12 protein-coding genes and 1 tRNA gene are annotated in these 13214 nt (G+C 41.3%); 7 read left to right on the forward strand and 6 right to left on the reverse strand.

Annotation, left to right across the window (positions count from 1 at the left end; translation table 11 throughout):
• Positions 1-816 precede the first annotated feature (816 nt).
• Positions 817-893 (reverse strand) — tRNA-Ile (locus PR766_RS07130).
• Between the two features lie 354 nt (positions 894-1247).
• On the opposite strand from PR766_RS07130, the gene PR766_RS07135 reads away from it, so the two are divergent.
• Positions 1248-2321: an NAD(P)H-dependent amine dehydrogenase family protein gene (locus PR766_RS07135; protein WP_006659149.1), complete on the forward strand. Its 1074-nt coding sequence runs from the start codon at positions 1248-1250 to the stop codon at positions 2319-2321.
• A gap of 59 nt (positions 2322-2380) precedes the next feature.
• On the opposite strand, the gene PR766_RS07140 is transcribed toward PR766_RS07135, so the two are convergent.
• The gene (locus PR766_RS07140; protein ID WP_006662929.1) at positions 2381-2977 is read right to left on the reverse strand and encodes a GNAT family N-acetyltransferase; all 597 of its coding nucleotides are present in this window, start codon (positions 2975-2977) and stop codon (positions 2381-2383) included.
• A 252-nt stretch (positions 2978-3229) separates the two neighbouring features.
• Here PR766_RS07140 and PR766_RS07145 point away from each other — a divergent pair, with 252 nt between their 5' ends.
• On the forward strand, positions 3230-5251 hold the full coding sequence (locus tag PR766_RS07145) for an NADPH-dependent 2,4-dienoyl-CoA reductase (protein ID WP_154636112.1): 2022 nt from the start codon (positions 3230-3232) through the stop codon (positions 5249-5251).
• Between the two features lie 61 nt (positions 5252-5312).
• Here PR766_RS07145 and sstT read toward each other — a convergent pair whose 3' ends face one another.
• The 3 genes from sstT to PR766_RS07160 form a co-directional block, all read right to left on the reverse strand.
• A complete protein-coding gene (gene sstT, locus PR766_RS07150; RefSeq protein ID WP_036959973.1) occupies positions 5313-6569 on the reverse strand; it encodes a serine/threonine transporter SstT in 1257 nt (418 codons plus the stop codon).
• Between the two features lie 282 nt (positions 6570-6851).
• Positions 6852-7721 (reverse strand): hypothetical protein, encoded by an 870-nt coding sequence (locus PR766_RS07155; protein ID WP_230086775.1) that lies wholly within the window; start codon positions 7719-7721, stop codon positions 6852-6854.
• A gap of 102 nt (positions 7722-7823) precedes the next feature.
• Positions 7824-8795, reverse strand: coding sequence for a TerC family protein (locus PR766_RS07160; RefSeq protein WP_006662925.1), 972 nt, complete (start codon positions 8793-8795; stop codon positions 7824-7826).
• 609 nt (positions 8796-9404) lie between these two features.
• Between PR766_RS07160 and PR766_RS07165 the strand changes: the two genes are divergently transcribed.
• The 5 genes from PR766_RS07165 to PR766_RS07185 all read left to right on the forward strand — a co-directional run bounded on the left by PR766_RS07165 (position 9405) and on the right by PR766_RS07185 (position 11896).
• Positions 9405-10064, forward strand: coding sequence for a DedA family protein (locus PR766_RS07165; RefSeq protein ID WP_006659142.1), 660 nt, complete (start codon positions 9405-9407; stop codon positions 10062-10064).
• 162 nt (positions 10065-10226) lie between these two features.
• Positions 10227-10532, forward strand: coding sequence for a DUF883 family protein (locus tag PR766_RS07170; protein WP_006659141.1), 306 nt, complete (start codon positions 10227-10229; stop codon positions 10530-10532).
• Positions 10533-10541: 9 nt separating this feature from the next.
• On the forward strand, positions 10542-10949 hold the full coding sequence (locus PR766_RS07175; RefSeq protein ID WP_006659140.1) for a phage holin family protein: 408 nt from the start codon (positions 10542-10544) through the stop codon (positions 10947-10949).
• Complete coding sequence (locus PR766_RS07180; RefSeq protein WP_006662924.1) at positions 10933-11238, forward strand: YqjK-like family protein; 306 nt, start codon at positions 10933-10935, stop codon at positions 11236-11238. Before PR766_RS07175 ends, PR766_RS07180 begins: the two co-directional genes overlap by 17 nt.
• A 262-nt stretch (positions 11239-11500) precedes the next feature.
• Positions 11501-11896 carry a DoxX family protein gene (locus PR766_RS07185; protein WP_006659138.1) on the forward strand — a complete coding sequence of 132 codons (396 nt, stop codon included), beginning with the start codon at positions 11501-11503 and terminating at the stop codon, positions 11894-11896.
• A gap of 334 nt (positions 11897-12230) precedes the next feature.
• Here the strand turns inward: PR766_RS07185 and PR766_RS07190 are convergent, their stop codons facing one another.
• Positions 12231-13124 (reverse strand): LysR family transcriptional regulator, encoded by an 894-nt coding sequence (locus PR766_RS07190; RefSeq protein ID WP_006659137.1) that lies wholly within the window; start codon positions 13122-13124, stop codon positions 12231-12233.
• Positions 13125-13214 lie beyond the last annotated feature (90 nt).

A 13214-nucleotide genomic window follows, 5' to 3' on the forward strand; every position in this document is an offset into this window, starting at 1 on the left:
TCTTTCACATATATCGGACATTACTTTATTGCAATTAGTTACATTTTTAATGTGTATTATAGTTACAAATAAATAAATCACCGATATTTAGCGTAATAGTTTTTCCATTTTTTATCTTAAATTTATATTTTCAATAAAGAAAAATCCTATTTTTAATTTAACCCCACTCGCTAACACATAGATTTTCGATTAAAAATAAGAGAACAGTCTCATTTTTTATATCTAATGATAATTATTCAATATGTATAAAACACATTCTTTGTCTAATCAGTGTTTTATTTCCTCCTGAATACAAAAAATTAAGCTTATAGCAATGAACATGAGAGATAAGTATTTACTAATATAAGTGATGCGTTTAAGTAAAAATACTATTTGGATAGAAAATGAGGTTAAAACAGCAAGTCACGTTTAACTGAAAATATAAAGTCCCAAATTGATACATTAAACCTTCACGTGAATCATCATCAGTTTTTTATATTTGTCTCAATTTCTTCAGACATTCAAATTTCTTTGGGTGCTCTACTCGCTTAATCGCTCGTAGATCGCGAATATTCTTTTACCGATAACGTCCCACGACTTGGCATCGATAAAGCCCATGAACGGGCTAACATATGGGGAAACCAATTCATGCAGATTAAAGATGGAGGATATTTAAATATCGATGCGGGATATGGTAAAAAACATGAAGGGGAGCGATTAATTCAAGAATTCACGGGAAAAACAATTAGTTAAGCGATAATTTGGTTTCAAGATTTTAGATACAAAAAAGCCACTTCTTTCAAAGTGGCTTAATGTGCTGATTTAACAGCTAAAATTTGGTGGCCCCTACTGGACTTGAACCAGTGACCAAGCGATTATGAGTCGCCTGCTCTAACCAACTGAGCTAAGGGGCCAAAGTGGTGCGATTATACGTGCTGTTTTGGTGAAGGTCTAGTATTTCAATTCTATATGGTGAATTTGTATCCAAGGCATAGTATCGCCCTATAATTCAATGCCATGGCATCATCAAAAACTATTATTCCTCTCTTAATTATCGGATTTTATTCTAGGGTTCCATTCTTTATTGGGACATCATTGACGAACAAACCTGCGTGAACAGCTATCCTATAGTAAATAATTGGCGGTAAAGAGTGAGTTTTCGTATTCTCATTTATTAAGCATTATTTATTCAATTGATTGATATAAAACAATAATTTTATACTCTAGATAGAACATGATAATTAAAGATAAATAGAAACAGGACAACAATGATGAAAAAAGTACGTGCAGTTCAATATGGTTGTGGAAAGATGGGCAAATTTCTCATCCGTTACCTACAAGAACATGATGCTGAAGTTGTGGCGGCTTTTGATATCAATCCAGCCGTGATCGGTAAAGATATTGGCGAAATTGCAGGAACAGCCCTCACAGGCGTAAAAATTCAGCCGCTTAATGAAGCCGATAAAGCACTCGAAACCTTAAAACCTGATGTTGGGATCATTGCGACTCTCAGCACAATGGCAGACTTAGAAGATGCCTTCTCCCTATTTGCTCGCCATGGTGTCAATGCAATCTCAACCGGTGAGGAAGCGCTATATCCGTGGAATTCCTCCCCTGAAATCACACAAAAATTGGATGCTTTAGCCAAAGCGAATAACTGCACCTTAGCCGGTAGTGGCTACCCAGATATGTTCTGGGGTGTGCTCATCGACACGTTAGCTGGCTCTATGCATAAATTGGTGAAAATCAAAGGGTCTAGCTGCTATAACGTGGAAGATTACGGTATCGCACTAGCGAAAGGTCACGGTGCAGGCTTAACCGTCGACGAGTTCAATCAGCAAATTGGTAACTATAACGACCTGCCATACGCAGTTATCGCTGAGAAAATTGAGAGCGGCGAGTATGCGCCACCGTACATGTGGACGCAAAATGGGTGGCTATGTAGCCGCTTGGGGCTGACTATTACCAATCAAACTCAGCGCTGCGTACCGCAAATTGCCAAAGAAGATATCTATTCTGATACCTTAAAAATGACGGTGAAAAAAGGCGATGTTTTAGGGTTATCTGCGCTGGTGATCACTGAAACAGCGGAAGGCGTCACCTTAGAAACGGAATGTATTGGTAAAATTCTAACCGCTGATGAGTGTGACAAAAACAGTTGGCAGCTGATTGGTGAGCCGGATACAGCAATTGAAGTGAATAATCCAGCAACCGTAGAATTAACCTGTGCAAACTTGGTTAACCGTATTCCTGCGCTAATCAACAGCCCTGCGGGTTATACCACTACGGAAAAAATGCCAAATAACGTGTATATGACTAAACCTATGCACGAATATTTGTAATCAACTGATTTAGCTAAACATTAACTATATAGCCCACATTATGTGGGCTATTTTGTGACTTATCGAGGCTTTGTCATCTGCCACTCTAAATGGCGACGTACTGCTGGCCATTCATGATTTAAAATGCTGTAAATGCAGGTATCTCGCAATTCGCCAGTACGTGTCAGCATATGGCTACGTAAAATTCCATCGAGTTTTGCGCCTAAACGCTCAATCGCTTTACGGCTTTGATGATTTAAAAAGTGCGTTCTTAGCTCCACCGCAACACAGTCTAATTCTTCAAATGCATGTTTTAATAACAGATACTTAGCTTCTGTGTTAATCGGAGTACGCTGCGCTTCGGCCCCATACCACGTCGCCCCAATTTCAACACGTCGTACGCTTTGGTCGATCCGCATATAAGAGGTCATTCCAACCGCCCTGCCTGTGCGCTTATCGATAATGGCAAATGGCACCATCTCTTTCTGGTCGAAACGCGCTAAACGACCATCGACATCTTTCGCCACATTTTCCGGCTCAGGTACCGAGGTATACCACAGGTGATGCAGCTTATCTCGTTCAATAATGTCTGCATAAATCGCATCATGCTGATGAGTCAGCAACTCTAATCGCACATGGTTGCCTTCTAAGGTCACAGCTTGGCAAATCTCTTTCATCGGCGTATTTCCTGAATAACTCGGTTGTGTGAAGTCAAAGCCCATCAAATTATGATGATAACAGTCTGTTGTTGTAATCCTTTTTTATGACAGAAAAATAAATCAAAAGAAATAGTCCTGTGAATTTATTAATTCCCACGTAAAACATATGATAAAAATCACAATTTTTTAACATTATTTTTAATTCAATTGCCCATTAGGCTACAGTTAACTCATCTGACCTGTTATTGACAGCCCCAAATGGGAGCCATTATGAGCAATTTTCCACATCTTTTTACCCCACTTGATTTGGGGCATACCGTACTTAAAAACCGCATATTGATGGGTTCAATGCACACCGGCTTAGAAGAACATCCTCAAGGAAGCCAACGTCTTGCCCATTTTTATCGCCTGCGTGCAGAAAATGGCGTGAGTCTCATTATCACCGGAGGGATTGCCCCGAATCCTGAAGGTGTTTTGGCGCCTCACGGTGCCATTTTAAACCACCAAGACCAACTGCCTTTTCATCAGCAAATCACCGAAGCAGTACATCAAGCTGATGGAAAAATCGCCTTACAAATTTTGCATGCGGGTCGCTATGCTATGCATCCTGCATTAGTGGCTCCTAGTCCAATTAAATCAGAAATTACCCCCTTTCCGCCTCGCGAATTAAGTCGCGATGAAATACAGAAAACCATAGATAACTTCGTGAATACCGCAAAACTGGCTCAGCAGGCAGGCTATGATGGTGTCGAAGTGATGGGTTCCGAAGGGTATCTTATCAACCAATTTATTACATCGCGTACCAATCACAGAACCGATGAATGGGGCGGTAGCTATCAAAATCGGATTCGTTTCCCCATTGAAATAGTTAAGCGCATTCGCCAGACCGTTGGAGAAAAATTCATCATTATCTACCGGCTATCGATGCTAGATCTTGTGGAGGGAGGTTCTACGTGGGATGAAATAGAGCAACTTGCAAAAGAGATAGAAAATGCAGGTGCCACGATGATCAATACCGGGATAGGCTGGCATGAAGCACGCGTGCCAACCATTGCCACGTTGGTGCCCCGCAAAGCATTCAGTTGGGTGACTGAAAAATTAATGGGCAAAGTGAATATCCCCCTCATCACGACCAATCGTATCAATGACCCCTTTGTCGCAGAGCAAATTATTGCTAGCGGCCAAGCTGATATGGTGTCGATGGCTCGTCCTTTTCTTGCTGATGAAGCCTTTGTTTCAAAAGCTCAAGAAGGTCGAGCTGATGAGATAAACACCTGTATTGGTTGCAACCAAGCCTGTCTCGACCAAATTTTTAATGGGAAATTAGCCGGATGCTTAGTCAATCCACAAGCCGTGCGAGAGATGGATTATCCCAATGAATTAGCTGACAAACCCAAAAAAGTGGCGATTGTGGGAGCAGGTCCTGCGGGGCTGTCTTGCGCCATTTATGCCGCGAAACGCGGTCATCAAGTCACGCTATTTGAGCGTAGCAACCAAATTGGCGGACAATTTAATCTTGCTAAACAGATTCCAGGCAAAGAAGAGTTTTACGAAACCTTGCGGTATTTTTCACGCCAATTACAACGGCTCAATGTTGATGTTCGATTAGAACAGCTTGCTCAAGCAAATGATTTAATCAAATTTGATGAAGTTATCATTGCAACAGGCGTTGTCCCTCGTGCTATTCATCTCGCGGGAGCCGACCACCGCAAAGTCATGTCGTATATCGATGCCTTAAAGCAGCCCGATAGTGTTGGTAAAAACGTCGCGATTATTGGTGCGGGTGGTATTGGATTTGATGTGGCAGAGCTGCTTACCCAACAAGGGGTCAGCAGCAGTTTAGACGACGATAAATTCAATCATGAATGGAATATTGATACATCTATCACAACCCGAGGTGGCGTTTTCTCACCCAAAAAACAGCTTGAACCCACACCTCGACACCTCTATTTATTACAGAGAAAAAACAGCAAAGTCGGCGCTGGTCTTGGAAAAACGACGGGTTGGGTACATCGTTTATCATTAATGAAACGTGGCGTTGAAATGTTCAATGGCGTGGAATATATGAATGTCGATGATGATGGGCTACACATTCGTTATCAAGATGAAAACTTATGTCTTGCCGTTGATAATATCATCTTATGCGCGGGACAAGAGCCGTATCGCCCATTGAAGCAAGAGCTGGAAGAAATTGGGATACACCCCTATGTGATTGGGGGCGCGGATGTGGCAGCAGAATTAGATGCACGCCGAGCCATAGAGCAAGGCATGAAAGTTGCTTATCAGCTGTAAAATATCTCTCACATAAAAAACCCGCTAAATCAGCGGGTTTTCGTTTTAATCGACAACAAACTTAATCTTGAGTTTGGGATAACTCAGCGTCGTCCTGCGCCAGTCTATCATCTTCCGATAAACACACTGCCGCAGTGAATAACACGTCAGTTGAGGAATTCAATGCGGTTTCTGCGGAATCTTGCAGAACACCAATCATCACACCCACGGCAACCACTTGCATCGCCACTTCATTAGAAATACCAAACATATTACACGCCAGCGGGATCAGCAGTAATGACCCACCCGCAACACCTGATGCTCCACACGCACACACCGCAGCCACCACACTTAATAACAGCGCAGTAGGAATATCAACAGGAATGCCCAGTGTATGTACAGCGGCCAGCGTCAACACCGTAATAGTAACCGCTGCGCCACCCATGTTAATTGTTGCCCCTAATGGGATAGAGACAGAATACGTATCTTCATGCAAATTCATTCGGCGGCACATGCCCATATTCACAGGGATGTTCGCTGCGGAACTACGGGTAAAGAACGCCGTCACGCCACTTTCACGTAAACAAGCAAAGACTAATGGATATGGGTTACGTCTGATTTTCCAATAAACAATCAATGGGTTAACCACTAATGCCACGATAATCATACAGCCCAGTAATACTGCGAGTACGTGGAAATAGCCTTTTAACGTTTCAAAACCTGTGGTGGCGATAGTTGAAGACACTAAGCCGAAAATACCTAATGGCGCTAAACGAATAACCACACGAACCAGTTGAGTCACGCTTAAAGAGAAGTCGTGGATCATCGTTTTGGTCGATTCATTCGCATGACGCAGTGCAATACCTAAACCAATCGCCCATGCTAAGATGCCGATATAGTTACCTTTGATTAATGCATCAACGGGGTTAGCAAAGATATTAATTAATAACCCCTTTAAAACTTCAGCAATGTTCCCCGGAGGAGTCAGTTGAGTGTCCCCCATAGCTAAAATCAAGTTTGATGGGAACATAAACGAACCGATTACCGCAACAACCGCCGCGAAAAAAGTTCCTAAAATATACAGCACGAGAATGGGACGAATACTGGTTTTTTGCCCTTGGCGATGGTTAGCTATCGATGCCATGACTAACACCCAAACCAACACCGGTGCAACCGCTTTTAATGCGCTCACGAACAAGTCACCCAATAAGCCAACATTTTTTGCTGCGGATGGCCATAACCATGCCAATAAGATACCCGCAATCAAGCCCACTAGGATTTGTTTGACCAAACTACCTTGACTAATTACTCGCCATAACCCTGTTTTATTTGTATCCATAATAGACCTTTATGATTTATCTTTTTTAGGAATTAAATGTGTTTGCCGAGCCAGTATAAGGAATATTAATCTCCTGAAAAGGCTATTATTCAAAATATACACAATGATTGAGCATGATTAACATTAATTTTACATATCTGTGATCACAATAGAATTTTGTTTCTTATAGTAAACACAGAGCATTAAAAATGATTTAGTCTTTTCAGTCAGTTAAAATAAAAAAACACCTTAGAGGCTCTCTAAGGTGTTTTCCTAAATTTCATAAAATCTTGCTAATAAGATTTAACCTTTGGTCAAATAGTCACCAAAATAATGCACTACTTTTTCTTCATCTATTTTCAAACTGCCTTTCCATCCCGCCCAAGGCATCTCCATATCAGAACGCCCTTTTGTATTATTAAGCTGATTTTCTGCGCCAGTAATATCACCGAAGTCATGCCAACTATCGAGAGACAGTGAAATAAAAGTATTAGGAATAACGCCAATCAATGCGAGTGAATGTAATATGCCTCGCAATGTATATTTATCGCCTTTAACTATTTTTGCCTGAGATAAACGCTTTTCAAATTTCCCAGGAGTCTCATCTTCAGGTGCATTACGTAATAAATCTAACAGCTGGTTAAAGACTTTCTTATCGTCATCGGTGGGTTTAATCGCCTCTATCTTCATTAAATGTCGGAGATTTAAATACGCATAGCTCGGATTTCCTGTATAGGAATTTCCGTAATATAAACAGTATTGGAAGTAGCTATCATTAATATAAATACGTTTGTTATAGCCACTACAGATCCAGCAACACGCATATTGCGGTTTTTCTACATATACGTGATCCGGTAAAGCGTTCAGTTTATGGTAAGCACCTAAAACTGAACGTCCTCGCAAATAACTTCCGCCCACACCCGCGACAAAAGCATCCAAGCAACGTTGGCGAGTCAGTACACTTACTTGCTTTAGGCTGTGCAGCTTATTAACCATATCTTGATGGTCTGCAAACTCTTCAATTGTATTAGCTTGCCACTGAAAATCCTCTAATACATTACGCTCTTTATCAGATAAACAATCTACCGAATAAATAGAAACGGCTCGTTCTCCGTCATATTGGCTATTTTCATATTTATAGAGTTTCCGCAAAACCCGCATGATTTGCTGCACAGAGCATCCTTTTATTCGTTGAACAATCAATAAATCATTAGATATAAAAAAGCTCCCAAAGTCATGGCTAACTTATGGGAGCTTTTCAATTTAAGAAAAAGATTATTCGTTAATTAGTTTTTTCGCTTCATTGCGCTTATTCACAATAGTATTAATCACTAAAGTCAGAACTAAAATCGCAGCAACGGTACCTAACGAAACCGCAGTTGGGATATGAAAAATATCCATCAACAGCATTTTCACACCGATAAAGCTTAAAATCACAGCCAAACCATACTTCAGCATTGAGAACTTCTCAGCAACGCCAGCTAATAAGAAGTACATGGCGCGTAACCCTAGAATCGCAAACAGGTTAGAGGTTAATACGATAAACGGGTCAGTGGTTACAGCAAAGATAGCGGGAATACTGTCTACCGCAAAGATAACATCGCTGATTTCCACTAAGATCAGAACCAAAATTAATGGTGTAGCAAATAGTAATCCATTCTTTTTAATAAAGAACTTTTCACCATGCAGCTCATCAGTCATACGTAAATGTGAACGTACCCATTTTACTAACGGTTTTTCATTTATGGGTGAATCATCTTCTTTAGCGAACGCCATTTTGATTCCCGTAAACAGCAAGAATGCGCCGAAAACATACAGGATCCAACTAAATTGAGTGACTAACCAGCTACCCGCAAAAATCATAATGGTACGTAAAACGATAGCCCCAAGCACACCATAAACTAGCACACGACGCTGTAAGTTTGCTGGAATAGCAAAGTAACCAAATAGCATTAACCAGACAAACACGTTATCAACAGCAAGCGCTTTTTCTAAGAGATAACCCGTGAGGAATGCCATAGTTTGCGTGTTAGCGACTTCAGGTCCAACGGTATCATTAAAGTACCACCAGAGACCGCCCGCAAAAATCAGTGATAGCGTAACCCACAAGATGCTCCAGCCCGCAGCTTGTTTCATCGACATCGCCTGACCTTTATGTTTTCCTTGCCAAAACATATCGATGAGTAACATCACGAGTATCATGACAGCAAAGCTGCCCCATAAAACTGGATTACCGACAGAGTTCATTTAGATTCCTTAAAAACAAAAAACGGCTGATATCCAGAAGACATCAGCCGCTTAAACTGTTTTCACCTTATGTTATCACTACACGGTTGTAAACAATGAGCAAACCTCGCCTTCTGGCAAGGTCTCACTTACAACACAGATAACCTAAGATAAGGAAATTGTGGTGCTCGGTTACCGGGTGCAATGTGTGCACCGTAATGACGATAATCCGACAGAAGAAGTTACTCCCCTTTGCTATGCGCCTACAATAAGGTAATTAGTCTTAAAAAGCAATGATTAGCTATCAATATGTTCGTGTGATTTTTTAATTCACTAAACGTAAATTTACTGCCAAATAATGAGGTTTGAGCGCCACATCCAGTGCCATTCACGCTTTTAATGAAGCGAAACAGCGCATCACAGAGATGCGTAAATGTAAAAATCAGCCGTAATTTAAATAAATCCTAAAAATAAGCTCAAAATTTACTGTTTAGTTATTTTCTGTTTTGTTAAAGTGGACGGGTTTTACACTAACAGCCCGAAGAAACAGCGTTTTCCTTCCGGCATTTACTTAATCCATTTCTGCCCAACAACATGTTTGTTGCTGTTATTGCCGTTTAGGAAACATTAATGGAATTAGTTAGAGAACTTTTTTTCGCCCTTTGGCATCAAGATTACGAAACCTTATCCAACCCATCGTTGATATGGTCCATTTATTTCATGCTGTTCATGATCCTTTTATTGGAGAACGGCGTGCTTCCTGCTGCATTCTTACCTGGTGATAGCTTACTGATCCTTGTTGGTGTCCTCATCGCAAAAGATGCGCTTAGCTATCCATTAACGTTAGTCATTTTAACCGCTGGAGCCAGTATTGGTTGCTGGGTGGGTTATATTCAAGGGCGTTGGCTGGGTAACACTGCAATTGTCAAAGGTTGGTTATCACACCTTCCCGAACACTATCACCAACGGGCTCATGGGTTATTCCATCGCCATGGCTTAGCCGCCTTACTGATTGGTCGATTTCTTGCATTTGTTCGAACCCTATTACCCACCATTGCAGGTCTTGCAGGCTTGCAAAACGGGCGTTTTCAAGTGTTCAACTGGTTGAGTGGATTCCTCTGGGTATTTATTTTAACCGCTATCGGCTATGGATTCGGTAAAAGCCCTATTTTCCAGCAATACGAGCATCAAATTATGAACGTTCTGATGCTAATTCCTGTTGGTCTACTCATTTTGGGTCTTATCGGTAGCATCGGTGTTGTCATTAAGAAAAAATTTACGCGTAAATAGATAACTGTTTCTCAATTAAATCAATAGCGGGAGTAACTCACTATTCCCGCTTCTCGCCTTTATCAATTCTCAATCTATTCTAATTAGTGATTGCACTTAAGCTAAAAAAAGCTATTGTAGTAGTATTCAAACGATCTTTTTCTATTGATAGGAGGTTCTACTATGTCATCCAATCATTCTTCTGAAGATCTACGTGCTGAACTTAAATCACTCGCAGACTCTCTCGAATCCATTCTGAATAGTACTCAAGATAAATCAAAAGAAGAGATTGAAAGTTTAAAGGCTAAAGCCCGTGAAGCTCTCTCCTCTTCGAAAGCAAAACTGGGTCAAGCAAGTGATAAAATCACTGAGCAAACCAAAGAAATTGCAGGTCAAGCTGATTGCTATGTACGTGAAAATCCATGGAAAAGTGTAGGCATTGGCGCAGCAGTCGGTGTGGTTTTAGGCATGCTGCTCACGAAACGCTAATCACCGCTTATGGAACAATCACCACGTCAAGGACCCGCTAAGCGGGTTCTAGATTCACTGCAAAGAATTACGGGTATCGCCGTGAATATGGTAGAAACCCGTATTCAACTTATTGCGGTGGAATTAGAAGAAGAGAAACTCAACCTTGTTCAATTATTATTATTAGCAGGGCTGACTCTCTTATTTTCTGCATTTGGTCTGATGTGCCTTATTGGGCTTATCTTCTGGTCTGTTGATCCCATTTATCGTTATCAAGCTTTCGCGATCACCACCGGTACTTTGATTTTACTTGCTATTATTTTTGCTATTTGGACATTAAAAAAAGCGAAACAATCCACACTATTAACTGCAACACGTGAACAGCTTCGTAATGATGCCAAAGCACTTGCAGGAACAGATAATGATGAGCAAAAGTAAACGCCAATTACTTGCAGAGAGAAAACAACGTTTAGTTGCTGATATCGAGCAGCAACGCATTATGCTATCCGCAAGCAAAGAAGAGTGGCTACAAGCGACTGCCCCTTATGACCGAGCATGGCAAACCATCATGACCTTTCGCCCAATCTTTATTGCCGCGACGGGTCTTATCTCTATATTGACGTTAAAACACCCCAACCGATTTATTTCCCTCAGTAAGAAAGCGATTGCAGCATGGGGCTTAGTCCGCACGCTGAGAAATAGCCTAAATAGCGCCAATCAAAAGTAACCTATCTCACTAAGATAAAATAGTCTTTACCCGTCAATTAGATAGATAAACCCTCCCTTTTTCATTTTTTTTCACACCCAATTACACATATTCAATTTTTTTGTCTATCTTTGTTAATAAGCTTAGCTTTTTATTGAATGAGCTAAGTAATAAGATACGCACATCCAAGATTTCTAGCCTTTTCGTGCTGAAACTTAGCTTACAACGCGATAGACATCGCACTTTATTTATATTTAATGACCGTTTTATCTGGAGAGACTCAATGAAAAATTTAGAAAGTGGAGCTATTTTATTAGCACGTATTATGATGCCAGTTCTGTTTATCGTCGCAGGTTACGGTAAATTAGGTGGTGCTTATGAAGGCACTCAACAATATATGCAAGCCATGGGCGTCCCAGGCTTTTTACTGCCATTGACTATTTTACTTGAGTTAGGTGGTGGCTTAGCGGTGTTATTTGGTCTGTTAACACGTACAACCGCTATTTTTACAGCAGTATTCACATTCTTAACTGCGATGCTGTTCCATACGAATTTCAGCGTTGAGCCAAACAGCTTAATGTTCATGAAAAATATGACCATTGCAGGTGGCTACATTCTGTTGGCTGTTACTGGTCCAGGTAAATTCAGTATCGACCATTTATTAAATAAAAAATGGTAATTAGACCCGACTTCCTCGCCTATACCTACCTATAGGCAGGGAGTCAGCAGTATCTTTATGTCAGAAGTACCCTCAAGTCCAACATCCTTATCCATAAGTTAAATGCCTTTGCACCTCTTGTCCGAGGTGCTTTTTTTTGCTTTATATCTGCTTCAGTCTTGGCTTTTTTTATTTTTACTTTCTTTTTGCTTTTCCGAATTGCCTCACGAGTGATCTCTAAATAATTCGAGTTGTAGCAAGGCGGCAAGTGAAGTTATCCCTAGGAGCATACATAAGTATGTGACTAGGGTAACTTTATGAAGCCAACACAGCTACAGCTTGAAGTATGACGAGATCAAGATCTAAATAGTTTGGGAATTTCTCGGAGGCACCACGACTTAGCCTCCCCCATACTATCGCGTCGCCACGCCATAATCATATTCGACTCATGACTAAATTCTGCCGCAACAACTTTCAGGCGCCCTTCCTTAATATCTTGCTCCACCAGCGGATATGGCATTGTTGCCACCCCTAGTCCTGCAATCAGCGCTTTACGTTTGTCTTCAATGCTCGATACCGTCAACCGTTGTTGTTTATCTAGCAATTGCACTGTGATCACCGGACGTTCGCGCGCCGTATCTGCCACCGCTATTCCACGGTATTTCACTCGAGTGGTTTCAGACAATGGCTCTGGCTCTTTATGAATCGGATGCGAAGGGCTCGCGACATAAATATGATTCAGGGTATATAACACTTTGGAGTTAATTTCCGAGGATGAGCGGAAATGCATATCGGGGGCAATCACAATATCCGCACGCCCAGATTCGAGCCGCTCCCATGCCCCGGCTAATACCTCCGTGATTAAAGAGAGCTGAGTGTCGGATTTTTCAGCCAGTTTATCGACCAATGGAAATAGCGATTCAGCCGGAACCAGCGCTTCACACACAATGGTCAGATGCGTTTCCCAACCTTTCGCTAATGCCTCTGCATCGGATGTCAGTTTATCTGCTGCTTCAAGTAACACTCGACCACGCTCTAATAGCATGCGCCCGACATTGGTAAACTTTGTTCGATGTCCTGAACGGTCAAACAAAATGACATCCAGTTCCTCTTCTAACTTCTGCATGGTATAGCTTAATGCTGAAGGCACACGACCTAATTCCTCTGCCGCTGCTGCGAAACTGCCACGCCGATCGATTGCATCCATCACCCTTAACGACTCAAGTGTTAATGCTCTCTCTTTGCTCATGATGTATCTCTTTCAGGAAATTTGAATAATGGAAACAGATTAACTGGCTAACAATTCAACGTCCAGATATTTATTATAACAATATATTAC

Origin of the sequence: Providencia sp. PROV208, assembly GCF_028479465.1 — a bacterium.
In the GTDB taxonomy this organism is placed as follows: Bacteria; Pseudomonadota; Gammaproteobacteria; order Enterobacterales; family Enterobacteriaceae; genus Providencia; species Providencia alcalifaciens.